The 24519-nt window shown below is 63.8% G+C and carries 30 protein-coding genes; 12 read left to right on the top strand and 18 right to left on the bottom strand.

Annotated features, from left to right (window positions below):
* Positions 1-23: 23 nt before the first annotated feature.
* Entirely contained in the window at positions 24-1505 is a 1482-nt protein-coding gene (gene yczR, locus AC5WEY_RS08435; RefSeq protein ID WP_495645445.1) for a MocR-like transcription factor YczR, read from the bottom strand.
* Between the two features lie 91 nt (positions 1506-1596).
* On the opposite strand from yczR, the gene AC5WEY_RS08430 reads away from it, so the two are divergent.
* Positions 1597-2121 (top strand): methylated-DNA--[protein]-cysteine S-methyltransferase, encoded by a 525-nt coding sequence (locus tag AC5WEY_RS08430; RefSeq protein WP_495645444.1) that lies wholly within the window; start codon positions 1597-1599, stop codon positions 2119-2121.
* A 68-nt stretch (positions 2122-2189) separates the two neighbouring features.
* Here AC5WEY_RS08430 and AC5WEY_RS08425 read toward each other — a convergent pair whose 3' ends face one another.
* From AC5WEY_RS08425 to AC5WEY_RS08390, 8 genes are all read right to left on the bottom strand, one after another.
* Positions 2190-2630: an LGFP repeat-containing protein gene (locus AC5WEY_RS08425; RefSeq protein ID WP_495645443.1), complete on the bottom strand. Its 441-nt coding sequence runs from the start codon at positions 2628-2630 to the stop codon at positions 2190-2192.
* 89 nt (positions 2631-2719) lie between these two features.
* Positions 2720-4240, bottom strand: coding sequence for a S24/S26 family peptidase (locus tag AC5WEY_RS08420; RefSeq protein ID WP_495645442.1), 1521 nt, complete (start codon positions 4238-4240; stop codon positions 2720-2722).
* A 110-nt stretch (positions 4241-4350) separates the two neighbouring features.
* Positions 4351-4944, bottom strand: a complete 594-nt coding sequence (locus AC5WEY_RS08415; RefSeq protein ID WP_495645441.1) for a SipW-dependent-type signal peptide-containing protein — start codon at positions 4942-4944, stop codon at positions 4351-4353.
* Complete coding sequence (locus AC5WEY_RS08410) at positions 4944-5453, bottom strand: hypothetical protein (RefSeq protein WP_495645440.1); 510 nt, start codon at positions 5451-5453, stop codon at positions 4944-4946. The genes AC5WEY_RS08415 and AC5WEY_RS08410 overlap by 1 nt, the downstream gene beginning before the upstream one ends.
* A complete protein-coding gene (locus tag AC5WEY_RS08405) occupies positions 5450-6049 on the bottom strand; it encodes a signal peptidase I (protein WP_495645439.1) in 600 nt (199 codons plus the stop codon). The genes AC5WEY_RS08410 and AC5WEY_RS08405 overlap by 4 nt, the downstream gene beginning before the upstream one ends.
* Positions 6046-6597, bottom strand: a complete 552-nt coding sequence (locus AC5WEY_RS08400) for a hypothetical protein (RefSeq protein ID WP_495645438.1) — start codon at positions 6595-6597, stop codon at positions 6046-6048. Before AC5WEY_RS08400 ends, AC5WEY_RS08405 begins: the two co-directional genes overlap by 4 nt.
* Positions 6598-6609: 12 nt before the next feature.
* Positions 6610-7185 carry an alternate-type signal peptide domain-containing protein gene (locus tag AC5WEY_RS08395; RefSeq protein WP_495645437.1) on the bottom strand — a complete coding sequence of 192 codons (576 nt, stop codon included), beginning with the start codon at positions 7183-7185 and terminating at the stop codon, positions 6610-6612.
* A gap of 426 nt (positions 7186-7611) precedes the next feature.
* Complete coding sequence (locus tag AC5WEY_RS08390) at positions 7612-8901, bottom strand: adenylosuccinate synthase (RefSeq protein WP_032401538.1); 1290 nt, start codon at positions 8899-8901, stop codon at positions 7612-7614.
* Positions 8902-9064: 163 nt separating this feature from the next.
* Here AC5WEY_RS08390 and AC5WEY_RS08385 point away from each other — a divergent pair, with 163 nt between their 5' ends.
* From AC5WEY_RS08385 to AC5WEY_RS08375, 3 genes are read left to right on the top strand one after another with little or no spacing between them, the layout of a single operon-like run.
* Positions 9065-9769 carry a hypothetical protein gene (locus AC5WEY_RS08385; protein ID WP_495645436.1) on the top strand — a complete coding sequence of 235 codons (705 nt, stop codon included), beginning with the start codon at positions 9065-9067 and terminating at the stop codon, positions 9767-9769.
* A complete protein-coding gene (locus tag AC5WEY_RS08380; protein ID WP_495645435.1) occupies positions 9766-10539 on the top strand; it encodes a site-2 protease family protein in 774 nt (257 codons plus the stop codon). The genes AC5WEY_RS08385 and AC5WEY_RS08380 overlap by 4 nt, the downstream gene beginning before the upstream one ends.
* Positions 10540-10585: 46 nt before the next feature.
* The gene (locus AC5WEY_RS08375) at positions 10586-11053 is read left to right on the top strand and encodes a pyridoxamine 5'-phosphate oxidase family protein (RefSeq protein ID WP_495645434.1); all 468 of its coding nucleotides are present in this window, start codon (positions 10586-10588) and stop codon (positions 11051-11053) included.
* On the opposite strand, the gene AC5WEY_RS08370 is transcribed toward AC5WEY_RS08375, so the two are convergent.
* The 3 genes from AC5WEY_RS08370 to AC5WEY_RS08360 all read right to left on the bottom strand — a co-directional run bounded on the left by AC5WEY_RS08370 (position 11043) and on the right by AC5WEY_RS08360 (position 13614).
* A complete protein-coding gene (locus AC5WEY_RS08370) occupies positions 11043-11972 on the bottom strand; it encodes a cation diffusion facilitator family transporter (protein WP_057476641.1) in 930 nt (309 codons plus the stop codon). The genes AC5WEY_RS08375 and AC5WEY_RS08370 overlap by 11 nt on opposite strands.
* 93 nt (positions 11973-12065) lie before the next feature.
* Positions 12066-13160 (bottom strand): FUSC family protein, encoded by a 1095-nt coding sequence (locus AC5WEY_RS08365; RefSeq protein WP_057476643.1) that lies wholly within the window; start codon positions 13158-13160, stop codon positions 12066-12068.
* 37 nt (positions 13161-13197) lie between these two features.
* Positions 13198-13614 (bottom strand): DUF3151 domain-containing protein, encoded by a 417-nt coding sequence (locus AC5WEY_RS08360; protein WP_057476764.1) that lies wholly within the window; start codon positions 13612-13614, stop codon positions 13198-13200.
* A gap of 147 nt (positions 13615-13761) precedes the next feature.
* Between AC5WEY_RS08360 and AC5WEY_RS08355 the strand changes: the two genes are divergently transcribed.
* Positions 13762-14631: an Rv0361 family membrane protein gene (locus AC5WEY_RS08355; RefSeq protein ID WP_495645433.1), complete on the top strand. Its 870-nt coding sequence runs from the start codon at positions 13762-13764 to the stop codon at positions 14629-14631.
* Between the two features lie 61 nt (positions 14632-14692).
* Here the strand turns inward: AC5WEY_RS08355 and fbaA are convergent, their stop codons facing one another.
* Positions 14693-15733 carry a class II fructose-bisphosphate aldolase gene (fbaA, locus tag AC5WEY_RS08350; RefSeq protein ID WP_032380186.1) on the bottom strand — a complete coding sequence of 347 codons (1041 nt, stop codon included), beginning with the start codon at positions 15731-15733 and terminating at the stop codon, positions 14693-14695.
* Positions 15734-15884: 151 nt separating this feature from the next.
* On the opposite strand from fbaA, the gene AC5WEY_RS08345 reads away from it, so the two are divergent.
* Positions 15885-16625: a VTT domain-containing protein gene (locus AC5WEY_RS08345; RefSeq protein ID WP_495645432.1), complete on the top strand. Its 741-nt coding sequence runs from the start codon at positions 15885-15887 to the stop codon at positions 16623-16625.
* A gap of 73 nt (positions 16626-16698) precedes the next feature.
* On the top strand, positions 16699-17364 hold the full coding sequence (locus tag AC5WEY_RS08340; protein WP_495645559.1) for a DedA family protein: 666 nt from the start codon (positions 16699-16701) through the stop codon (positions 17362-17364).
* Positions 17365-17390: 26 nt separating this feature from the next.
* Here the strand turns inward: AC5WEY_RS08340 and AC5WEY_RS08335 are convergent, their stop codons facing one another.
* The 3 genes from AC5WEY_RS08335 to AC5WEY_RS08325 form a co-directional block, all read right to left on the bottom strand.
* Positions 17391-18527 (bottom strand): glycoside hydrolase family 76 protein, encoded by a 1137-nt coding sequence (locus tag AC5WEY_RS08335; RefSeq protein WP_057476646.1) that lies wholly within the window; start codon positions 18525-18527, stop codon positions 17391-17393.
* Positions 18528-18601: 74 nt separating this feature from the next.
* A complete protein-coding gene (locus tag AC5WEY_RS08330; RefSeq protein ID WP_495645431.1) occupies positions 18602-19282 on the bottom strand; it encodes a TrmH family RNA methyltransferase in 681 nt (226 codons plus the stop codon).
* Positions 19279-19515 (bottom strand): DUF6636 domain-containing protein, encoded by a 237-nt coding sequence (locus AC5WEY_RS08325; protein WP_495645430.1) that lies wholly within the window; start codon positions 19513-19515, stop codon positions 19279-19281. Before AC5WEY_RS08325 ends, AC5WEY_RS08330 begins: the two co-directional genes overlap by 4 nt.
* A 127-nt stretch (positions 19516-19642) precedes the next feature.
* Here AC5WEY_RS08325 and AC5WEY_RS08320 point away from each other — a divergent pair, with 127 nt between their 5' ends.
* Positions 19643-19804 (top strand): hypothetical protein, encoded by a 162-nt coding sequence (locus tag AC5WEY_RS08320; RefSeq protein WP_495645429.1) that lies wholly within the window; start codon positions 19643-19645, stop codon positions 19802-19804.
* A 196-nt stretch (positions 19805-20000) separates the two neighbouring features.
* Here the strand turns inward: AC5WEY_RS08320 and AC5WEY_RS08315 are convergent, their stop codons facing one another.
* Complete coding sequence (locus AC5WEY_RS08315) at positions 20001-20789, bottom strand: SDR family oxidoreductase (protein WP_495645428.1); 789 nt, start codon at positions 20787-20789, stop codon at positions 20001-20003.
* Positions 20790-20878: 89 nt separating this feature from the next.
* Here AC5WEY_RS08315 and AC5WEY_RS08310 point away from each other — a divergent pair, with 89 nt between their 5' ends.
* The gene (locus AC5WEY_RS08310; RefSeq protein ID WP_495645427.1) at positions 20879-21331 is read left to right on the top strand and encodes a hypothetical protein; all 453 of its coding nucleotides are present in this window, start codon (positions 20879-20881) and stop codon (positions 21329-21331) included.
* Here the strand turns inward: AC5WEY_RS08310 and AC5WEY_RS08305 are convergent.
* On the bottom strand, positions 21299-21937 hold the full coding sequence (locus AC5WEY_RS08305; RefSeq protein ID WP_057476650.1) for a lysoplasmalogenase family protein: 639 nt from the start codon (positions 21935-21937) through the stop codon (positions 21299-21301). The two genes, AC5WEY_RS08310 and AC5WEY_RS08305, sit on opposite strands and share 33 nt — an antisense overlap.
* A gap of 131 nt (positions 21938-22068) precedes the next feature.
* Here AC5WEY_RS08305 and AC5WEY_RS08300 point away from each other — a divergent pair, with 131 nt between their 5' ends.
* The 3 genes from AC5WEY_RS08300 to AC5WEY_RS08290 all read left to right on the top strand — a co-directional run bounded on the left by AC5WEY_RS08300 (position 22069) and on the right by AC5WEY_RS08290 (position 24422).
* Entirely contained in the window at positions 22069-22668 is a 600-nt protein-coding gene (locus AC5WEY_RS08300; protein WP_495645426.1) for an Rv1733c family protein, read from the top strand.
* Between the two features lie 69 nt (positions 22669-22737).
* Positions 22738-23199 carry a MarR family winged helix-turn-helix transcriptional regulator gene (locus AC5WEY_RS08295; RefSeq protein ID WP_052058227.1) on the top strand — a complete coding sequence of 154 codons (462 nt, stop codon included), beginning with the start codon at positions 22738-22740 and terminating at the stop codon, positions 23197-23199.
* Positions 23196-24422, top strand: a complete 1227-nt coding sequence (locus tag AC5WEY_RS08290; protein ID WP_495645425.1) for an MFS transporter — start codon at positions 23196-23198, stop codon at positions 24420-24422. The genes AC5WEY_RS08295 and AC5WEY_RS08290 overlap by 4 nt, the downstream gene beginning before the upstream one ends.
* Positions 24423-24519: the final 97 nt, after the last annotated feature.

Raw genomic sequence — 24519 nt, 5'->3', positions numbered from 1 at the left:
GTTCGCCGTCAGAACACAGCCGCTCAGAACACCAGAGCCGGCTGCTCCGCTTCGGCACTCGGGGCCAAGGCTCGATACGCCGCCGCAGTCGCCGCAACAGCGACCCGAAGTTCTTGCGGCTCACGGGTGTACGGCAGCCTGAGATAGCGCTCGAACGCACCCTCGACGCCGAATCGTGGTCCTGCCGCCAGCACCGCTCCGAAGGCGGGAGCCGTGGCCGCGAGCGCACTCGATACCGGCGCGGGAAGCTGCAACCACAGCGACATGCCGCCCTCCGAACGGCGATAGCGCCAGTCCGGAACATGTTCGGCCAGAGCATCTTCGAGAATGTCTCGACGCTCACGCAGCTGCGATCGACGGAACTCCAGTGCCGGTTCTGCGTCCTGCAGCAGGAACGAGGACGCCAGCTGATCCATGATCGAGGTACCGAGGTCGTGTGCTGCCCGCGATCCCGCCAACTGCGAAACCAGTGACGGATGCGCCCTGATCCATCCGATGCGCAGGCCGCCCCAGAACGACTTGGACGCCGAACCGATCGTGACGATATCCGAACCGGAGACCCGCCCGAACGATGCGACCGGTGGTGGAGGCGGTGCGTCGAGCCACAGGTCCACCATGGTCTCGTCGACGATCAACGTCATCCGGGTGTCGCGGGCAATGCGCGCGAGTTCGGCCCTTCCCTCGGCACCCAGTACCTGACCGGTCGGGTTGTGGAAGTCCGGAATCAGGTACGCCACCTTGGCTGCCGTTTGTCTTGCAGCGCTGCGAATTCCGTCGAGATCCCAATCGCCGTCCGCGGGGCGCACCGGCACCGGCACGGGCCGAGCCCCCACCCGCCTGATGGCTTCCAGGGCGTTCGGGTACGTCGGGTGATCGATCAGCACACGGTCGCCGGGCGAGGTCAGGGTGCCCAGCAGAAGCCGAACTGCTTGCTGCGCACCGGACGTGACCATGATCTGATCCGCTGTGGTCGGTAGGCCACGTTCGACGAAGCGCTGCGCGATCGCCTCACGCAACACCGCCAGACCGATGGGCTCCATACCGTGCGTCGGCAGATACGCTGGAAGTGCTTGCAGCGCAGACTCGTACGCGGCCGTCATCGTTCCGTCCGCGGCCGACATCGCCGCGTGAGACATGTCCACCACCGGACCCGACGGCGACGTCGACTGAATCAGCAGCCCGTTCGGGGTGGGAGCAGCGGGCAGTGCGACCGTGCTGCGTGAGCCCTGCTTGCTGATCAGATATCCCTCGTCGCGCAACACCGAATACGAGGAAGTGATCGTCGTGCGACTCAGATCGAGTGCTGCCGACAGATCGCGTTCACTCGGCAGCCCCACGCCGAGCGGAATTCGGCCGTCGTGAATGAGCAGCCTGACGCCGTCCGCCAACGCCCGATACGTCGGACGCGAGGCCTTGCGCTTACCGGATCCATCCGCGGACGCGTCGCCGCGCCAGCTACCGAGATCGCGGGCCAGTGACGTTGCATTGAGGACTCTGGAGGCCATGTTGTCCAGTATCCGCGTACTGGCCTCCAGAATTCAAGTCCATTCCGGGCCTAACTGGACTGCTCATCTAGCGCAGGTGGATACTGGGCCCATGCCGAGCTACACGCTCTTCGACACCGCCATCGGCCGCTGCGGTATCGCGTGGACCGACGACGGAGTGGTCGCCGTTGCACTGCCGGAACCGTCGGACGAACCAATGAAGGCGTACCTGGCCGGCTTCGGCGCGACGCACGGGCAGGTGGATGCACTCGCGGCCGACGCGATCGATCGAATTGTCGGACTACTGAACAGGCAGGCCGTCGACATGACGTCCATTCCGTTGGTTCTCGACGTCTCCGAGTTCGACGCCTCCGTGTACACCGTATGCAGCGAGATTCCGCGGGGCTCGACGCTCACCTACGGCGATATCGCCCGCCGACTCGGTCAGCCCGGCGCAGCGCAAGCGGTGGGTGGAGCACTCGGACGCAATCCGGTACCGATAATCGTCCCGTGCCATCGAGTACTCGGCGCGGGCACCGAAGTCGGCGGTTTCTCGGCACCGGGTGGAGCGAATACAAAACAAATAATTTTGGGTATCGAAGGAGTTCCCGGATTCGATGAGCCCACATTATTCTAATGTGCCGCTATTTCGATTCGAAACCTCGCGACCAGATAAGTGGATTGAAACGGGGAACAGAATTGTTTTCAGGCTGATATTTCAAGCGAAGAGATAGAGCCGTCGACTGCCGAAACCATTACAGCGTCCGGCCCAGGGCTGACGTCCGATTCATCCGGTCGGCCGCCGATGGTGAAGGCACCCACTTCCGGCAACCAACCGATGGCTCCACGCTGAAAGAGGTTGTACCTGCCGGAACCGGTGGGTGTCGGACGCTCGTTGCTGATCGGATAGCCAAGTGCGCCATAGGGTCCCCCATGTCCCAGGTACCAGTCCAGGATGGGACCGTGCACCTCGTGGGCGCCGCCCTCGGGTAGCGCGAACACGGTGGCATGCGTGAAATCGAGCATTCCCCCGCCTTCGGGACCGAGCATGAATTCACCGGTCTGCGCGCCGATCCACGGGTGTTCGTAAGCGAAGCGATCGAATTGGTAGCTGAAAACTTCCAATCCATTGTAATTCTCAGTCATCGCCCGACCTTCCGTCGCTTTATCTGACGGTAATTATCCACGCCGTCGAGCAGATGCGCAGTTCGATTCGGAGATATATGTATGAATCGCTAGTTCAACCGCGCAAGAATGTCTGCCGGAATCTGATCCGTAGCCGTCGGATCGACCAGCGTCCGGGACCACGAACCGCCAGAGCCGTCGAGACGAACGAGCTGATCGGGGCCGAGTAGCCACAGCTGATCCTCCGACCAGTTGACGCCGTAGCCGTAGGCGTCACTGGAAGTAGCGGGAGCGCTGTACTGAACGGTGCCGGCGGTGTCGACGATCTGCAGCGTGGGAGCGCCGTCGAGGCTGACCACGCGTGCAGTCGACGCACCCGATGTCGAGGTCACCGGGCCGGACAGAACCGCGGGAGCCGGCGGGGTGGTCGTGGTCTCTTCCGGTGGCGGTGCGGCGGCCGGAGCCGCGGCAGGGGTGTCGGTGGTCGTCGACGGTGTCGTGGTGGTGGTCGGCGTGGTGGTGTTCGGCGTCGTAGTGCTCGGCTCCAGCTCGCCAGGCGAGGTGGTCGAGGGACTCGAGGTGGCGGATTCGGGAGCGGGGGCCGGGACGGGTGACGACTCTGTCGGGGCAGGTGTAGTGGTTTCGGGAGCTACGGCCTGCGGGGCACTGCGGGCGGAGACCCCGGAGGTAGAACTGGTGGGTGCCGGCGTACTGGACACACACGAAGTCAGTAGCGCGGTAGTGAAGTTGATCGTCCACGTGCCGGCAGATGGCGAAAGGAAATCGCCCAGAAATGCCCTGAGCGTGAAAGTCCGATTTCCGACCATGAGCAATACCGCCGGAGGGGTATAGGTCCTGGTTGTAGCGGTCGACGGTTCGAGGATGACCGGATTCGTCACGTCTGCGACGGCAGGCGTGAAATCCAAACGGTAGCTGTACGCCGTATTGACGTTGGGCCAACTCAACCTGGCGCCGGTCAGACCAGCAACTGTGTTCGTGCAGCTGAAGCTTGCCGGTCTCTGCAGGACCGTTCGGAACTCCCCGCTCGCGGCGGTGGACGTATCACCCAATTGGGCAAGTGTCGTCGGAATGTGCGCAGCTGACAGCCCGACGGTCCCTACTGCTGCGATCGCGAGCAACACCGTGAGCGGTGCTTTGATGTGCCGTCCGCCAGAATTGTTCGAGTCATGCAAGTCTGCCGCTTCGCGCTTCTTCGCAATTCCCCTCGGCGACCAGGCGACCATCAGCAACACGCCGACGAGGACACCCCCGACGAACACCGCCACCGGTCCACTCAACCAGCTCACCGCGTAGCCGAGCTTCGGCACGCTGACCACCACTCGGCCGACCTCGGAGACGATGTACGCCTCCGCATCTCGCTCTGCGTTTGCATCGCCCTGCAAGTACAGCTCGGCACTGTCGGTGCCTACGGCGCCTATCTCCACGACTCGGTGCGTGATACGGCTTCCCGCCGCATTGGTCACGTTGACGATATCGCCGACGCTCACCGCCGTCGCTGGTGTCTCCTTACTGATTGCCAGTGCGCCGGTGTCGATTGCCGGAGCCATGGATCCCGAACGGAACACCAGGGGCGTCACCCCGAACAGCAGTGCCAGAGCGGCGATCGTCACGCAGAATAGACCTGCGAGCGCGCCGACCGTGAGCGCTACTTCGCGAACCATGTTTCGTTTCGCAGAAGGTTCACCGAACTGCGCCTGTTGGCGATTCGTTTCCGACATGGTCAGCTCGACGTCGCGATGAGGGTGTAAGTGACCGTACCTGTTGCGCCCAGCGCTGGGACTACGGTCCCTGAAGGCATCGTGACGCTGATACACAGCTGATCGGTAGCGCCGACTGCGATTGTTCGTGGGAATCCTGTGAACGGCTTGGAGGTACCGAGACCGGTCACACTGGACAGAGCGGTTGGGCCACAGGCAGTTTCGAACACCGATGAGTTCAGCAGGTTGCCGATTCCGGTGTTGCTTGCCACGACGGACAGCGTGTAGGTGAACGCAACGGTTCCCGAGTTTCTGACCAACAGCGGCGCGGTCACGACATTTCCGGGCACGATTGCCGGGTTCGTCAGCGCCGTGCTGAACGGTGCAGGGTTGTTGTCGACACCGGGGTCAGCACCCAACTTGATGTCGATCCGCCCCGTTGTGAACACGCCCGACGTCGCTGTTGCCGTATCCGACCATGCTGCAAGGGTTCCCACGGCACCGAGGCCGAGGACAATACCGATCGACATGATGGCCCGAGCCCGCGCGCTGATCAGCGCGATGCCGATCCGGCGGAGGACGCTCGAAGCATCGGAACCGCTACCGTGACGCGCCATCAGGACTGCGCCCCTTCCATATCCATCCGTGCACCCGAAAGCTCCGGGCACACGTCGCTCATGCTGTTGTCCCACTGCAGAACCAGATCAATTCTTGCGGTGGAGGTTCGGGTGTCGTTGCCAACTGCTTCCGACATCGCGACTACCACGTCGATTTGTTTCTTCTCCCCGGCGGGGACGCTGGTCAGTGCGCACGACTCGGTCACGGCGTCACCGGTCGAGACATCGAGGGCGCGAACGAACGCCGGATTGTCACTGTCGAGAGACACCCACAACCGCCCGTCGGTGTCAGTGTCGTTGAAAACATGAAACTGTGAACTGCGAGTGTCCCGCGGAACCCACCGAATGTCCTTGTCGAACAACGGGCTTGTGAAATCGGTAGACCACCGCTCGCCGTCGGCGCTGTACTTGATCGTCTGAGCGGCCTGCGTTGGACCAGCACCCATCAGCAGAACAACCGAACTGCCCGCAAAAGCTGCAGTGCAGGCGACGAACGTGCTGTGCTTCACCGCGCCTGCTCCTTCCGGCTCCGGTGACGGTCCACGCCGGCTCCGACGAACATCACCAGTGCATAGCCGAACAGACCTATGACGATGACCGCGACCGTGATCTTGCGCTGCTCGCCGTTGAGCCAATTGTTGACGTAGCCCATGTACGGAACCGAATACCAGACCTCACCGCGAATCTGACCCACCTGCACCGGGTTCTCGTCGTCAGCGCCGTTGTTGTCACCCCGCGTGATGAACGTGAGTTCACCGCGGCCGCTCTGCCGAGTGGCGACGATGCGGTGCGTCACCACTTCGGGCTCACCCGAACGTATTTGGTAGGTGATCGGCGTTCCGAGAGCGAGTTCGTTCGGCTCGACGGGCCGCACGACGATCAAACTGCCGGGCGGATACGTCGGCTCCATCGACTGAGTCAGGACGGTATACGGAGTGGATCCGGTGACACGCGGAACGACGACGGTAGCCAGAAGAATCAGAACCATCACCGCAAGAAGGGTGTACGAGCCGATCCGACTGACCCACCACCACACGCCGGTGTGCTCGTCCTCGTCGTCGCGCACGGAAACGACCGGAATGACGTCGGTGTCGTCGGTGGTCATGCCTGATCCGCTCGGAAAGAGAACGTCACTTTGGAAGTAGCGCTCTGGGGTGGTTGATCGGAGGTGGTGAGCCGGAAGCACCACACCTCGCTCGCACCTGGGGCGAGCGCACGGGCTGCAGGCGCGACCGGCACCTGAGCACCTTCTGCGACGTTGTTGTACAGAACAGTCGCCCCGGTTGGCGAACCGGTTGCGGGACACGCATCGGGTTTGGCCACGGTGCTTGCGATCAGCGTGAACGGCAGCGTTCCACTCACTGTTGTGTTCTGCAGTCGAAAGAGGAAAGGGGTGCTGCCGGTGTTTCGGATCGACAGCGGTGCCTGAGCGAATGCGTTCGGCTTGAAGTTCAACGACCCCAGCCCTGTGATCGTGAAATCGTTCACCTCCGCACCCGCTTCTCCCACCTTGATGTCCAAGGTGCCCGAGGTGATGGTGCCGCCCCCGATCACCTCTTCATCGCGCCACAGCGCGCCCGTCACCTGTGCCGAGCCGAAGCTCACCACAAGGACGGACGCGGCTGCCAGCGCCCAGTATCGACCGTGCTTCAAGAGAACCAGGGCTCAGGGGCGGATTTGCGTGAGATCGAGATTGAAGTTCGCCAGATCGATACTCTGGTTCTGGGCGACGACCCCTGCCGTGGCCGCACTGAAGGTGAACTGGATCTCGACGCTGATTGTCTGATCAGCAGGATCGCTCGTCGTGCGAGTGATCACGGCAGCGCCCGCGCCATCGGTAGCCAGTGGATCGCCGGCCTCGTCGGTAGCCTCCAACGTTGTGGTGATGGCAGCCAGCAGATCGGCCGAACCGGGGCCCGCCACCACGTCACTGATGTCGGTGGTCAGATTGGCAGTGAGGTTCTCACCCTCTGCCTCGACCAGGAAGTCTGCGGTGTAAGCGACGGTGTCACCCGGGACGATGCGGAACGTGTCGATGTCGATGGTCACCGGAGTGACGTCGTACGACACGTCCTGCCAGAGTTCGGAATTCTCGACCAGGGTCAACTTCAGATCGCCGGAGGTGATGGTGCCGCCGCCGAGCGTCTCGCTGTCGTTCCACAAAGCCAGCGATCCCATACCACCCAGAAGCAGTACCGCCGCCGCCCCTGCCGCTATTGCACCCTTGGTTGCCTTGTTCATTGACGTTCTGCTTTCTTCGTAGGCCTTCGAGAACAGGCCGGGTGAGGGGGTGACCCGGTCGGGTCGTCGGCCATCCGAAGAGGCCTCCGCAACTGGTGCGATGATCATTGTTTCGCCATGTCTAGCTGGTCCGTTACCCATGTGGCGGTAAAAGTCCAGGAGACTTTTTGGTCGGTTATTTCGGACTACGCGTTTACACATCAATAACTGATGTAAAGCATCAGAGGGCGTGGAATTTCCCGCTTCACTGCACGCCGCTACTGGTCAGACCGTACTCAACGGCGGGCGCATCATTGTTCGGCACGATTTCCCACAAGTGTCCGCTGTTTCCGCGGTGCCACTGAAATTGAGCGCTGATGCGTCTACGAGGCACACGACAAAGCCCCGAGGCCGAATGCCTCGGGGCTTGTTCTCAGATCGAAATACTTACCGCAGAATATCCCGGCGCACGATCGTCTCGTCCCGACCCGGTCCGACGCCGATGCACGACATGTACGCGCCCGACAGCTCTTCGAGACGCAGGACGTAGTTCTGCGCGTTGATCGGCAGTTCCTCGAAGGTGCGGGCACCGGAGATGTCTTCCCACCAACCGGGCATTTCTTCGTAGATCGGCTTCGCATGATGGAAACCGGTTTGCGTCATCGGCATTTCGTCGTGCCGCACACCGTCCACGTCGTAGGCGACACAGATAGGAACGGTGTCCAGGCTGGACAACACGTCGAGCTTGGTCAGGAAGTAGTCGGTGATGCCGTTGACGCGGGTGGCGTATCGCGCGATGACCGCGTCGAACCAGCCCGTACGGCGAGCGCGACCGGTGGTGACGCCTACCTCGCCGCCCTGCTTGGCCAGGTACTCGCCGTAGTTGTCGAACAACTCCGTCGGGAACGGACCCGAGCCGACACGCGTCGTGTATGCCTTGAGAATGCCGAGCACGGTCCCGATCTTGTTGGGGCCGATACCGGAACCGACAGACGCGCCGCCTGCGGTCGGGTTCGAGGACGTCACGTACGGGTACGTGCCGTGGTCGACGTCGAGCAGCGTGCCCTGCGACCCCTCGAGCAGAATGGTCTCGCCGCGCTCGAGAGCCAGGTTGAGCTGCAACCTGGTGTCGGTGATGCGGTGCTTGAAGCCCTCGGCCTGCTCGAGCACCTCGTCGACCACCTGCTGTGAATCCAACGCACGGCGGTTGTAGATCTTCGAGAGCACCTGGTTCTTGAATTCCAGTGCGGCCTCGACCTTTTGGGTCAAGATCTTCTCGTCGAGCACATCGGCGGCCCGAACTCCGACGCGAGCGATCTTGTCCTGGTAGCAGGGCCCGATGCCGCGGCCGGTGGTGCCGATCTTCTTCGCACCGAGGAAGCGCTCGGTCACCTTGTCGATGGCCACGTGGTACGGCATGATCAGGTGCGCATCGGCGCTGAGCAGCAGGTTCGAGGTGTCGACGTCGCGCTTCTCGAGCCCGTCGAGCTCGGTCAGCAATACACCGGGATCGACGACGACGCCGTTGCCGATGACGTTCTTGACGCCCGGCGTGAGGATTCCCGACGGGATCAGGTGCAGCGCGAACTTGTCTCCGTTGGGAAGAACCACGGTGTGGCCGGCGTTGTTGCCGCCCTGGTAGCGAACGACCCACTGAAGTCGTTCGCCGAAAAGGTCGGTGGCTTTGCCTTTGCCCTCGTCGCCCCACTGGGCGCCGATCAGGACTATCGCCGGCATGTGCTCTCCTACGTTGCTTTCGTGCGAGGACGTGCTGCAGATTTGCTCGAACGAGTGCAGCAGTCACCATTTGTCGCAGGCGCGACAGTGGCCGGGGGAACAGTCTAGCCGAGCCGGTGAGCTGGCCCGCATGCCGCTACGGTGGAGCCCAAACGAGGGCACTATGGTCGTGACGAGGATTCATCGCAGACCGAGGAGCGCCGTGACACCGTTTGTTCTGCAGTGCGGCAACCCGCTGCTGCCGATCACGCTGACCGACGTCCCACTGCGCAGCGCCGACGCAGTACCGACCGACGACGACTGCAGCGCGATCTTCTCCGACATCGAATCCGCTCCCGCACCCCGCATCATCGTCCTGGGCGACGACGCCTCCCTGGCCGCAGTCCTGACCCGCTTGATGCGTACCGACCGCCTGCACGTCGAAGTCGCATTCGTACCGGAGACTGCGACCAACGCAGCTCACATCTACAAACTCGGCACCGGATCACGCGCCGCAAAAGTGGCGCTCACCGGGACTGCGTCGAGTACACCTCTGATTCGCGACGATGCAGGTAAAGCCGTCGTCGGTCGAGCGCTGCTCGGCGGTGCCGACGGCGCGGAACTCGAGGGCGAGGCATACGTCGACGACACCCGACTGTTCGCCGGCGTCGTACCCGGAGTCGAGGTGGCACCCACCCCGGAAATGCCGGGCTTGCGCGCGCGAGTGATCGGCCGCCGACGCCTGTTGCCCCGCCGTTGGGTGAGCGGGCGCGCGATGCAACTCGGTTCCCCCGCAGCGCAACTGCTGCGTGACGGCGTCGCCGGCGACAGAACAGTGAAGAGATCCACGTTCTACCGCCACGATCAGGAGTGGTTGCTGGTCCGATGACCGTCCCGCTACGACGCAGTCCAGTTCTACCGAGCCCGGTGTTCGTCGCCGTTCTGGCCGTCGCAGGAGTCGGCGGCGCACTCGCGTGGACGGCGGAGGATGTCACCTCCTTCACCGCGCGCCTCGGGGTGTTCGTTCTGGTGCTCGCCGGCTGGATCGCCTCGGTGTGCCTGCACGAGTTCGGTCACGCGTTCACTGCATTTCGCGCCGGGGATCGCGAGGTCGAACTCCGCGGCTACCTGACGCTCAACCCACTGAAATACACCCACCCGTTGCTCTCGATCGTCTTGCCGGTGGTGTTCATCGCGATCGGCGGAATCGGACTACCAGGCGGTGCCGTGTATCTGCGGACCGGCCAATTCTCTGCGTCGACGCAGCGGCGCATCGCCCTGGCCGGGCCGTTCGCCAATGCCGTTGTCGCCGTCGCACTTCTGGTCGTGATCAGACTGTTCGGCACCGACGGCACTCACTCCGCCTTTTGGTACGGGCTCAGCTTCCTGGCCTTTTTGCAGATCATGGCCACCATCCTCAACCTGATTCCGGTGCCGGGGCTCGACGGATACGCCGCACTCGAGCCCTCGCTCTCACCCGCAACGAGGGCATCGCTGAGCCAGTTCAAGACGTACGGCTTGCTGGTACTCGTGGCCTTGCTGTTCGTGCCCGCAGTGAACTCCGCCTTCTTCGGAGCGATCTACGCCCTGTTCGGATTGTCCGGGGTTCCCGAGTTCTTCGCCGGCAACGGCAACTATCTGATGCGGTTCTGGGCCTGACAGGAGCAATCTCGACACTTTCGGTGCCGAGTCGCATAATTTCCGCATGACGACGTGGAACGAGTTCTCGACTGCAGCCCCGAACTTGGCATCGGCGGTCAGAGCCAGATTCACCGCCAACAAGCACCATGTACTCGCGACGCTCCGATTAGACGGCTCACCGCGCGTGAGCGGAACCGAAGTGGAATTCGACGCCACCGGCGTAGTGCGCCTCGGGTCGATGCTCGGTGCCGTCAAGGCGCGGGACCTACAACGTGACGGACGCTTCGCACTGCACAGCAACCCGGGGCACCATTCGATGGAGGGCGGTGACGCGAAGATCAGCGGAGTAGCCGTCGAAATCACCGATCCCGCTGTGCTGCAACCGATATTCGACGCCGCGCCGGGCGAGCTGGTGCCGTACCACGTGTTCGACCTCGACATCACCGAGATCGTGCTGACGTCACTGGTGGATGATCAGATGCAGATCGAGATCTGGCGTCCGGGAACCGACGTTCGCACCGTCACCAGGTGATCTCTTCCTTGCACGTTCGCCCGTGTGCGGCGGGCTCGACCTGCACCGTGGCGTGGTCGAGTCCGTACGTGGACAACAACGACTTGGCACGATCGAGCACCATCGACGACGACCCCTCGCACTCGAGATGCACTGTCGCCACGTCCATTCCGGTGGTGAGCGTCCACACGTGCAGGTCGTGCACTCCCGTCACTCCGGGAAGTGCGCTCAGGTCCCCGGTCAACGCGTCCACGTCGACGTCGGCGGGACTTGCCTGGGTGAGAATCCGCAGGGCCGAGCCGGCCAGCTTGATCGCTCGCGGAATCACCCACAGGGAAATCAGCACACCCACGACGATGTCCACCCAGGTCCACTGGAACAGCAGCATCAGCACACCGCCGACGAGCACCCCGACGCTGCCGACCGCGTCGGCCAGGACTTCCATGTACGCGCCGCGGACCGCGAGCGAATCCTTGGCGTCACCGCGAATGAGCAGCATGACAACGATATTGGCCACGAGACCGGCCGCCGCAGTGAGAATGAGCGGTAGGCCGGGGATTTCGGGAGCGTCACCGATTCGCGATATCGCCTCGTACATGATGAAGGCCGCAACACCCAGCAGCAGAACAGCATTGGCGATGGCGGTCAACACCTCCGCGCGGTGCCAGCCGAAAGTCCTTGCCGCGACTGCACTTCCCTTACGAGCCAGCAGAAGTGCTATCAGCCCCATCGACATACCGAGCACATCGGTGAGCATGTGGCCCGCGTCGGCCAGCAGACCGAGCGAGCCGATCGCCAACGCTACGGTGAACTCGACGACGAGGAACACCACCAGAATCGCGAGCGCCACGACCATCTTGCGAACGCGAGACCTGGGCGGACCTGCACCTGCAGGCGAATGACCGCCCACTCCGTGACTGTGCCCGTGACCGGCGCCCATGACTCCCCCTTGCGTGCCTGTATCTACTTCCGGCAGTTACCATATGCGTACATACGCATATATGCAATGGTGTCGGACTGCTACAGGGCTCGGTCACACCTCAGGCGGAACGTGCGGATTCTTCACCGTCGGCGGCAGGGTGGCGAGCGCCGAAATGCGCTTGAGGCCCGCGACCTGCAGCAAGTCGACGATGATCGATCGCAACTGAGCCAGCACCACGGTCGCCGACAGGCCCGCATTCGAGATCAACTCCGGCTTGGCACCGGCGGCAACCGAACGCAACACTCGGGCAGCCTCCGCCGCATCCGGTTTCTGCCCCGGATCGGCAAGAACCATCTGCCGCAGAACTTCCACGGCGTGTGCCAACTTCTCCACCTCGTCGACGACACGTGGATCGAGAATTTCGTCGTCTCGCACCAGCGTCAGCGAGCGTCGAGCAAGCACCCGAATGTTCCGGACGGCATTGTCGATGGGATCGGCCGTCGCCGCGAGCGCGGCCAGACGATTGCGGTGATTCCAGTACATCGGCGAGATTCGGGCAATTTCCCGGCCGCCCTTGAGGTCGGTGCGAAGCGCATCGATACCCGACTGCGTCGCCCTGGCCTTACGCAAGGCTTCCTCGATCGGCTTGGGATCGTTGGCCACCAAACCGTCGGCCACCTTCTGCAACACACTCGCAGCCGTCCCCAGGACATTTGCCGCATCCTTACGCGCACGCCACACCGGATGAGTCGGGATCAACGCCACGATCGCAACGCCCACCAGACCACCGACCAACGCGTCGACCATGCGGTTGGGGCCGCCCATGTTGCCCGGCGGAATCAAGGTCGCCACCAGTACGGCGGACGATCCGGCCTGCATCGCGATGATCGGACCACCGTCGAGGAACACCGCAGCCGACATCGCCAGTAAGACCACCAAGGCGATCTGCCAGGGCCCGCTACCGATCAGCGAGATCAACAGATCGCCGATCCCGATGCCGACCGTCACGCCGGCCACCAACTCGACCGAACGACGCAGGCGAGCACCGAGAGAGACACCGAGCGAGACGACCGCGGCGATCGGCGCGAAGAACGGGCTCTGGTGACCGACGATGTCCGTCGCGACGAACCACGCCACACCTGCGGCCAACGCGCATTGAATGATCGGAAGCAGCGACAGCTGCAGGCGCGCGGTCCCCGCCTTCATCCGAGTGCGCCCCCGCGAGCGGCTGGCGCGGGCTCGATCAGCCCAGGCCGAGCGCTTCTGCTGCCTTGGGGTCACAGTCTTCGAGGAGGTCGAGGCAGCGGGCGTACTCGTCGTTCTCGTTGATGTCGCGCGCGGCTTTGGCGAGGACTGCGACGCATCGGAGGAATCCGCGGTTGGGCTCATGGCTGTACGGGACCGGCCCGAATCCCTTCCATCCGTTACGACGCAACTGGTCCAGCCCTCGGTGATATCCGGTACGAGCGTAGGCGTAGGCCGTGATGGTGGCACCGGACTCGAGCGCAGCCTCGGCCAGGTAGGCCCACGCAATGGACGCCGTCGGATGCGCGGCTGCGACCGTCTCGGGGGCCTCATGGTTGAGCAGTGAGGATTCGGCCTCGTCGTCGCCGGGCAACAGTGTGGGTTGGGGTCCGAGCAGATCACCGAAAGAAGTCATGGCGCTCATTGTGCCCCTACGTCACCGAATCGTGTCCGAACACCCCCGCATCGCTCGCGCCCGGCCACCGACACCATCGATAGGCTGCCAGCTGACGAAATTTCAGACATACCGCTCTTGCAAGAATCAGGTGGACGAGGGAGAAGCATGCCGGACGAGAAAAAGAATGCACCCTCCGAGGCCGACGCCGCCACCGAGAAAATCGATCTGGCGAAGACGAAAAAGGATGCCGGGTCCGAAGAGACTGCAGCCGAGTCGAAGGCAGTCGACGACGATCCGACCGAGAAGATCAGCGCCGACAAATCCACTACCGACGAGATTGCCGGGTCTCCCGCAGACGAGCCGGCAGCGGCAATCGCGAAGCCGACTGCGGCACCGCGTCGCATTCCGCCTCGCGATACCGCTGATAAATCGACCACAGCTGTTGCGGCAGAGAAGAAATCTCCGGCAGTGGTGCCCCCGCCGGTCGGGCCTCGCAAGGTCGAACCCCGCAAGATCGAGCCACAGCAGGCCGGCTCCAAGCAGGCCGGATCCAAGCAGGCAGCGCCCCAGCGCGTCGGCCCGCCGCCTACGGAGCCGGGGAAGTCGAGCCACAAGAAGTGGTGGGCGGCGCTGGTTGCCGTGGTGGTCGTCATCGCTGCCGTTGCCGCCGGGGCGTACCTGCTGATCGATCGGACGAGCGAAGACACTTCACCGGAGGCGCAGATCCGATCGACGGTCGAATCGTTCACCAGAGCTCTGGCCGGAGGTGACCTGGCCACGCTCCGCAGTACCTCGTGCGGCGATCTGGCGACTTTCTACCGTGACATCCCGGACACCGAGTTCGCCGACGTCCACCGCGTCTCCGTCGAACAGGGCAGTATCCCGACGGTCGACAGCATCGACGCCATTCAGGTCACCGACGCCACCACCGCTATCGCTCAGGTGATCGCGCACACCGACGCCAATCCGAACGATCGGTCGCCACGCACCTTCGACCTACGCCTGGAAGGCGAACAGTGGAAGGTGTGCAGCTGACCGACGTGAGTGGAACTTCGTAGCCTGCTACGAAGTTCCGTTCACATGCGGCGAAGCCGCTCTAGCCTGCGGAAACGCTGCGACCGGCGGACTTCAGGTCGTTGCACGCCTCGACGACACGGGCCGTCATGCCGGCTTCGGCCTTCTTGAGGTAGCTGCGCGGATCGTAGGCCTTCTTGTTGCCCACCTCGCCGTCGATCTTGAGCACGCCGTCGTAGTTCGAGAAGAAGTGCCCGGCAATGGGACGGCTGAATGCGTACTGGGTGTCGGTGTCGACGTTCATCTTCACGACGCCGTACTCCAGTGCCTCTTCGATCTCGCTCTTCGCCGAGCCCGATCCGCCGTGGAAGACGAAATCGAACGGCTTGGAACCCGATGCCAGACCGAGCTTCTCCGTCGCGACCTTCTGGCCGTCGGCGAGCACAGACGGCTTGAGCTTGACGTTGCCCGGCTTGTACACGCCGTGCACGTTGCCGAAGGTGGCCGCCAGCAGGTATCGCGAGCCCGCGTCGCCTGCTCCGAGTGCCTCGACGGTCTTGAGGAAGTCTTCGTTCGAGGTGTAGAGCTTGTCGTTGATCTCGGCCTCGACGCCGTCTTCCTCGCCGCCGACGACACCGATCTCCACCTCAAGAATGATGTTCGCAGCCGCAGCGCGGGCGAGCAGATCCTTGGCGATCTCGAGGTTCTCGTCGATCGGAATGGCCGAGCCGTCCCACATGTGCGACTGGAACAGCGGGTTCTTGCCTGCGTCGACGCGTTCCTGAGAGATCGCGATCAGCGGCCGCACGTACGTGTCCAGCTTGTCCTTGGGGCAGTGGTCGGTGTGCAGAGCGATGGTGACGTCGTACTTGGCGGCGATCACGTGCGCGAACTCTGCGAGCGCCACTGCGCCGACGACCATGTCCTTGATACCGAGGCCGGAGCCGAACTCGGCACCGCCGGTCGAGAACTGAATGATGCCGTCGCTACCCGCGTCGGCGAAACCCTTGATGGCGGCGTTGATGGACTCGGAACCCACACAGTTGATTGCCGGAAAAGCGAACTTGTGTTCCTTCGCCCGGCCCAGCATCTCGGCGTAGACCTCGGGAGTTGCGATAGGCACGGCGTCATTCCTCCATTGAAAGTTCGATTGTGTCCTGTGCAGTATGGCAACTGCCGCGCCCGGTGTCGTGCGTACCCGGTGAGGGAAGCGTCGTCGGGATCATGGTCGCGCGTCACCGACCGTTCAGGAGTTACCAGTTTCGGCCGGTAGTGTGGGCGCGGTGAGTCTTCTAGCTGCCTCGGAATCGGTGACGACCAATCTGGCCCTGTTACCTGGATTCCTCGACCCGGTGAACCTGCTCAACTCGTTCGGACACTGGGTGCTCATCGGGCTCCTGCTGGTGGTGTTCATCGAGTCGGGCCTGCTGTTCCCGCTGCTACCAGGCGATTCCTTGCTCTTCACGGCCGGTCTGATCGCAGCGTCGAAGTCCACGGAGATCGAGCCGTTCGCGTCGATCTGGACGCTCGTCATCCTCATCCCGATCGCGGCCATTCTCGGCGATCAAGTCGGCTTCCTCATCGGCACCAAGGGCGGCGCTGCTCTGTTCAAGAGCAACGACGCTCGCTTCTTCAAGAAGAAGTACATCGACGAGTCGCACCTGTTCTTCGAGAAGCACGGTCCGATCACCATCATCCTGGCTCGCTTCGTGCCGATCGTGCGGACCTTCGCGCCGGTCGTCGCCGGTGCATCGCACATGAAGTACTCGCTGTTCCTCACCTACAACGTCGTCGGCGGCATCCTCTGGGGCGCGGGCGTGACGGTACTGGGTTACCTGCTCGGGCAGATCGCGTTCATCCGAGAGCACGTCGACATCATCTTCCTGATCATCGTGGCCGTCTCCGTCCTGCCGATCGTCATCGAGGTCGGCAAGCGAATGATCAAGGCCCGTAAGACTCCGCTCGGCGAGGCAGCCGACGCAATCGAGGCAGACGCCCCGGACACCAAGTCCTGATCGAGATCCTCCGAAAGTGATCGAGCCTGTGCAGTCGATTACCACCGCCCTGAGCGCAACAGCGCTGCCGGACGTGTCCACGCAAGCAGCCGGCAGCTTCGGCCCACTACAGACGGCAGGCCCCCTCGTCGTCTGGGTCGTCGTGATGGCATTCGTGTTCATCGAGTGCGCGGTCATCATCGGTTTGTTCCTGCCCGGAGATTCGATGCTGATCACGGCGGGAATCGTGATGGCGACCCACGCGTCGGGCACCGGGCACATTTGGGCCCTCTCGGTCGGAGCGATGGTTGCCGCGATCGCCGGCAACCAGGTGGGATACATGATCGGCCACCGAACCGGCTCGACGCTGGTCGCCCGCAAGAACGGCAAGTACCTCAACACGAAGAACCTGCACAAGGTCAATCTGCTGCTCGAGAAGCATGGGTTCTGGGCCGTGCTCGTCGCGCGATGGATCCCCTGGGTGCGCACGCTGTGCCCACTCGTCGCGGGCGCGGCCAAGATGGATCACCGCCGCTACACCATCGCCAGCACCCTCGGCGCCATCATCTGGGCACCGGTGCTGCTGCTGATCGGGTTTTACTTCGGCTCGTTCATCCAGCGCATTCCGTGGCTGATGCCCGCGGTTCTCATCAGCATGATCGTGCTGCTGGTGGTCGGAACCGGCTTGGGAATCTGGCAATACCGCAAGGAAATGGCGCGGCCCGAGGAGACCATCGAGGTCGAAGAGGTCGTCGAGTAGCGGCCTCAGAAGCCTGCAGAACGACCTTAGAAACCAGCAGCCGAGACGCGATAGGCCGCTTCCATCAGCATCCAGCCGCCGAGTTGGACCGACAGATCTCGCTCGGGTACGTCGGACGGTCGCACCGTGCCCTCGGTGAAGGTGGCGATGTGCAACCCTTGCCCGGGGAACCTCGCTTCGCGGGTCCAGTCGGCTCCGAACAGCGGATTGTCTTCCACTTCGAGTCGGTTCTCCCACGCGGCCTCGGCCGAGTTCAGCACGATCGCCGCGGCGAGCTCGCGGGCTCGGTCGTCGGCATCCGAATCTCCGGGTAGCTCCACCGCCACCACGGCCAGGTAGCGCGCCAGGATGGAGTTGAACAGGCCGCCGTCTCCCCCACCGCCGCCGGTGATGACGAGGTTGCGGGTCAGGTGGTTCTCCACTGCGTCGACCAGTGTGTGGACGCGTTTCGCATGTCTGGGTTCGCCGAGTCGAACCGCGAGTTCGGTCTCGAGGCCTAGCGCGACCCCCTGGCAGTAGCTGTAGATCGCCCGTTCCGCCTCGGGCTGTTTGCCTGCGTCGACGATCGCGCGAGTGGAGTGCACTCCGTCGATGATCAAGCCGGTTCGCGAGTCCGACAGAGTCCGATTCATCCAGTCCGACATCTCCTGGGCGCGCCACAGTCGACCGGTGCGCGCGAGCATGATCGCGGCCGGACCGTTGGCCGGGGCGTTGTAGAAGTCGTCCTTCTTGCGCCACGGGATGCCGCCGCCCTCGGCCGGAGCCCAGGCGTCGAACAGCTCCATCTCGATCTGTTGGATGCCACCCCGATTGCCGACGAAATGCTGTCGCTGGGCACGTTCGAGTGCCAACCCGAGCCAGGCCATGTCGTCGTAGTAGCTGTTGGTCCATCCGCTGATGTTGCGGGTGCGATGCGCTCGGGTGATCTTGTTCAATCGGCGACGGCGCTTGGGCGTCAGTTCGCGATCGGCGGCATCGACCGCGCAGTCGAGCAGATGGGCCTGCCACCAGTAGTGCCAACGCAGGAACAACCGCTCGCGGCGTACCGGAGGCCAGGCCACGACTCCGAGCGTCGTGCCCGGCAGCCCCCAGAGCCGACGCATGTGCCGTGCGACGACGGCCCCCTCCGCAGCGTCCGCACGCTGCGACCACAACTCCTGCATACCGAAGATCCTGCCACTTCCGTTGCTGATTCGTTACATCCCGCCCCGGATGAGTGCAGTGTCACCAGGCAGTGTCACCAGGCAGTATCGAGGTCGGCGTGCTGCCGAATCCACGCGTGCATCGCGATCCCAGCGGCGACACCTGCATTGATGCTGCGGGTGGACCCGAACTGGGCGATCGATACCGTCATCGACGACGATTTGCGGGCTCCGTCGGTGACGCCCGGACCCTCTTGGCCGAACAGCAGCAGGCAGTCTCGCGGCAGCTGGGCCGTCTCGATCGGGACCGATCCCGGGGTGTTGTCGACGGCGACGACGACAAGTCCCTGCTCGGCGGCGAACGCCATCAATGCCTCCACCGAATCGTGGTGATGGAGATGCTGATAACGGTCGGTGACCATGGCACCGCGGCGATTCCATCGACGGCGCCCGACGATGTGCACGGCCTGGGCGGCGAAGGCATTCGCGGTGCGCACCACCGTGCCGATGTTCGCGTCGTTGGTGAAGTTCTCGATAGCGACGTGCAGCGAGTGTCGTCGAGTGTCGATGTCGTCGACGATGGCCTCGCGCCGCCAGTAGCGGTAGGCGTCGACGACGTTGCGGCGGTCGCCACCGGCGAGGAGCTCGGGATCCAATCGAGGATCGTCCGGTGGCGGTTCGGAATGAGAATCGGCCCAGGGCCCGACGCCGTTCGGGTTGTCGCCCCACTCGGTGGGTCCGATGTCCTCCGACGGCGAATTGCTGTCGCCGCTCAATAGACTTCGTTGCTGTCGGGTGCGATGCGGAATCCGTGGCCGGTTGCGTCGTCGACGCACGAGATGCCGTTCTCTGCGGATGTGCAGGTGAATCCGGCCTCGGCGATGGTAGCGCCCACAGCCAACGGCGGATCGATGGTTTCCCCGCCCGAGGTGTAGACCACTCCGCCCGAGCACATGAATGCTGCGGGCCCATCGTTGGTGACTCGAATTCCGTTGCCCCAGTTGATCATACAATCGTCAGGCCGTGGCGGAACCGGGCTCGTGGTGCCCTGACACCCGGCCTCGGTACGGCTCGACAACGGCACGATGCCGCACTGGAACAGACCGTCGGGAGAACTGAAGTAATACGCACCCCCGATGGCCGCATACGTAGTCTGCGGTTCGGCGGTGGGTGGCGGTTCGACCGGCGGCGGAGGAGGAGGCAGCGGTACCTCGGTTGTCGTCACCGGAGCCACAGTGGTGGTCGCGGTGGTCGTCGTCGGCGCGGGCGTGGTGGTCGACGTCGGCGGCGGGGGCTGAGCGGCGGATTCACCGCTACAACCGGAGAGAACGAGAGCCGTGACCGCCCCGATCCCGATCAGCCAACCCCGCATCGAACCCAGCCTGCTCGAACCACACGTGCTCAGCATGAAAAAACCCCGACCCACCTTTCGACACCGATTGCTCGAAAGACCGACGATACCGGCGCACCGCCGGCATCGTTCGGCGAGAAGTCCTAGGTGTGGCTCAGGCGCCGGTTGACCTCACGAGTGAGCCATGCGGGCGAGAAGCGCGACCCGAGCGAGAGCGCCTTGGACGGCAAGCCGACCGGGAAATGCACCTTGTGCAACCGACGCTTGACCGGACGGGTCGCGTCGAAGATCGCGTCGGACACATCCTTCACGGTGAGCTTGATTCCGAGCGAGCTCGTGGTGCCCGTCGAGACACCCTGGGTCATCGCCGTCTGGACGAACAGCGGCCACATGGCCTTGACCGAGATGTCGTACTTGCTCCACTCGAGGTCCAGCGCTTCGGTGATGCCGCGCACCGCGAACTTGGTCGCGCCGTAGGTCACCAGCTCGGGCTGACCGTAGATGGCCGACGCGGAGCACAGGTTGACGACCTGCGCGCCTGCGGTGTCCTTGAGGTACGGAAACGCCGCGAGGGTGCCGTAGATGACGCCGTTGACGTTGATGTCGATCTGCCGGCGGTGTACCGACAGCGGCATGTCCTCGAAGGCACCCGCGGCAAGAATGCCGGCGTTGTTGATCAGAATGTCGAGGCGACCGTCGCCCTCCCCGACGAACTCCTTCAACCGGGTTTCCCACTGGTCGGAGTTGGTTACATCCAAGGTGCCGGTCACGACGCAGCCGCTGAGCGAGGCAGCTTCCTTGCCGAGTGACGCCAAGCCGGTCTCGTCGATGTCGTACGCACCGACGAGGTAGCCACTGGCCGCGAACTTGAGAGCAGTTGCGCGGCCGATACCTGCTGCTGCGCCGGAGATGAAGACAGTTGGTCGAGTCACATCGATCACCGTACATGTAACCCTACTTACCGGTAACCCCCTATCGTCGAATATCGAACCACCGCTGCGGGCGGCCCAGGAGTGTCGAAGTGAACAACACGAGAATCGTGCGTGCTGTCGTCATCGTGACGATCGTGTACGCCGTCGTGCTGGCGATCTGGATCGGCTGGTTGAACCCTCGAACGCCGCCCGGAACGCTTCCGTACCAGCTCGCTGCCTTGGTCGCCGGATTCGGCGCGGCTCTCGGGCTGGCGATGATGATCGCCGGACGCCCGACGCGCGAGCAGAAGGAACTGATCGAGCACGGCGTCGAGGGGTGGGCGACGGTGGACGCCATCCGCCGGATCGACGACGACACTGCCGAGCTGGACCTGGAATTCACCGTGCCGGGTTCGAGCAGCTACTTCGGCAAGATCGTCTACGACATTCCCGAATCGGACAGCGCCCGGTTCGAGCCGGGGACGGTGATCGCGGTCCGCGTCGATCCGGCACACCGCGAACGGGTTCTGCTACTGCCTCGACCGCAACGCCTCGACGAGTAGGACCTGCGCCGCGACGTACGTCGACAGGATGATCGCCTCCGCGGTCCTGCGGTGACGGTCCTCGGTCAGGAACAGGCGACGGAACACGATCAGTGCATCGGATGCGGTGAACAACGCGCCGCCGATCATCAGCCGTCGATCGCCGCCGCGCGCCGGGGAGAGGGCAGACAGCGTCGATGTGGTCGCCAGTATCGCCCCGTAGGTCGACAAGGTCGACGCCACCGCCGGCTGCCGTCGGGCCAACAGCACCGCCGCGGCCGCCCACCCGGCGTACCTCGGAATCGCATCGATCGGTGTCGGCCGTGCACCGCGACGAAGCAGCAGACAGGTGTAACTCCCCTGCATCACGGCAAAGGCACGCGCGCCCCATTTCAGAGCGGAATCGTCGTCGGGATCGATCAACAGAACGTCGCCGGCCGTCGCCGCGGCGAGGCCGACCAACAGCACTCGATCACGAGCCGGATCGAGCCCGGTCGCCAAGGCCGGAACGATCAGCGGCTTGGCGATTTTTTGCAACCCAGCCGAGCCTGCCCAGGCCCCGAACACCGTCGCCGTACCCGCAACCAGAGCTGCGGCGCGGGCTCGCTGCACCCGGTCGAGAACCATCGCACGCCTTCCGCCGAACCCATCACAGCCAAAGTCACATGTGACGCTGGCCCCTACTGCTTGATACTCGCAGGTCGTCTCGTCATCGTGGAAAGGTCGGTCGGAATCATTTCCAAGTAGTGGGGACCATCATGCGCCGCAAACTCACCGGGCAGGCCCGCTCGGCACACACCGACCTCTCGGGCTACCCCAACCCGCTGCTTCGCGACTGCGACATCCGCCAGTCCCGCGTCAAGCACTGGGTCACCGCGCTGCTGATCGTCATGATTCCGGTGTCGCTGTGGATCGGCCTCGCCGCTCACAGCGATCAGCAACAACGCCTCGAGGATCAGAGGGGCTCGATCCACCAGGTCACTGCCACCACAACGGCGACTACGACGACGCCATCCGTTGCATCGGCGGATTTCGGCTCGTCCGGTGCCGCCGCTGCCACTGCCGTCGACTCCCGCTGGGTCTACCGGGGCGTCGAGCACACCGGTCGCGTCAGCGTCGACACCGGTTCTCCGATCGGAACCACCGCTCAGATCTGGGTCGACAACAGCGGCAACCTGAGCCTGCGGCCACTGACGTCGTCGGACGTCGTCGCCGCGTCGATCTTCAACGCGACCGGAAGCTGGATTCTGGCCGCGGTGGTTCTCCTCGGCATCTACTTCGTGGTGCGCTTCCGATACGACGGTCGACGTATCGCCGAGTGGGACCGCGACATCGCGGATCTCCTGAGCCGACACTGACTCCCCGACTTCCCGATCTCCCTCGGGCCCACGTTGCGATAGATAGTTAGTGTATGTAACAATAAAACCGTGAGTCATTCCGATGAAGACATCCGGGACCTGCTCTCCCAGCTGGTCACCAGTTCGTCGCGCTTCGTTCGACTGGCCGCCCGGTTCGGCAGTGACGAATGGCCGCGAGCATGGATGCGAGCCCTGTCGCTGCTCGAGGAGTACCAGCCACTGCGCATCAGTACCTTCGCCGAGCTGGATCGATGCTCCCAACCATCGGCGACGGCATTGCTCGCCAAGCTGAGCAACGCCGACCTCGTCACCAGGCGATCCGACCCCGACGACTCGCGCGCCGTGCTCGTCGAGATGACCGAGGCCGGCCATCGCTGGCTCGCCGACGGTCGACGCCACCTCGTCGACGGACTGGTCCCGTACCTGTCCGACCTCGACCCAGAACAGATACAGAAACTGACCGACGGCTTGGGCGAGCTTCGCAGCATCCTCGAGCCCGTCGATCACGGAATGAGAGGAACTCTTTCGTGACCACCAGCACCTCCCCCGACAGCCTGCTGAAGCAGCCGCGCGCGGTATGGGCAGTCGCATTCGCCAGCGTCATCGCTTTCATGGGCATCGGCCTCGTGGACCCCATCCTCAAACCGATCGGTGAGCAACTCGATGCCTCGCCGTCCCAGGTATCGCTGCTGTTCACCAGCTACATGCTCGTCACCGGCGTCGCGATGCTGATCACCGGAGTGGTGTCCAGTCGCTTCGGCCCGAAGCGCACGTTGCTGGTGGGCCTGGCGATCATCGTCGTCTTTGCCGCGCTGGCCGGCACGTCCGGATCGGTCGGCGAGATCATCGGTTTCCGCGCAGGCTGGGGACTGGGCAACGCACTGTTCATTGCGACTGCGCTGTCGACCATCGTCGGAGCCGCGTCGGGCGGAGTCGCACGCGCGATCATCCTCTACGAGGCCGCGCTGGGTATCGGCATCGCGACCGGCCCCTTGGTCGGCGGTGTCCTGGGCGGATTCAGCTGGCGCGGACCGTTCTTCGGCGTTGCTGCCCTGATGGCCGTCGCGTTCATTCTGCTCGTCGTCATGCTGCCGGACACCCCCAAGCCGGCCCACACCACGTCGATTCTCGACCCGTTTCGTGCGCTTCGGCACCGCGGGCTGCTGACCGTCGGGATCACCGCGCTGCTCTACAACTACGGCTTCTTCACCCTCCTCGCCTACACACCGTTCCCGCTGGACATGGGCACCTACTCGATCGGATTCATCTTCTTCGGCTGGGGCCTGTGCCTGGCCGTGGCGTCGGTGTTCATCGCGCCGAAGCTGCAGCGGGCCTTCGGAACGCTGAACATGATGATGCTCGCGCTATTGCTGTTCGCAGTCGACCTGGGCGTCATGGCGATGTTCACCGAGAACAAGACGGTGCTGATCGTGGGAACCGCCGTCGCCGGATTGTTCCTCGGCGTCAACAACACTCTGATCACCGAGACCGTCATGATCTCGGCACCGGTCGAGCGGTCGACGGCATCTGCGGCATACAGTTTCGTCCGCTTCGTCGGCGGTGCCGCCGCTCCCTACCTGGCCGGCAAGTTGGGCGAATCGAACATGCACGTCCCGTTCTGGGTCGGTGCGGCCTGCACGCTGCTCGCGATCGTCGTGTTGTCCACCGGGCGCAAGGTCCTGGCCCACGTCGACGACCACGAACCGGCACCGCACAGCATCGACGAGGCCCGAGCCATGACGGTCGGCGACTGAATTACGTTCATCCGAAAGCCTTTTCGCGACGGCCGAGATCATGCATCTCGGCCGTCGCGTCGTATCTGCGCTCCCTTTGGTCACATGAGCCTCATCA

The sequence above is a fragment of the Rhodococcoides sp. S146-33 genome (genome assembly GCF_059489205.1).
Note: the sequence above shows the minus strand (reverse complement) of the source record. Positions and strands in the feature narration are given on the sequence as shown.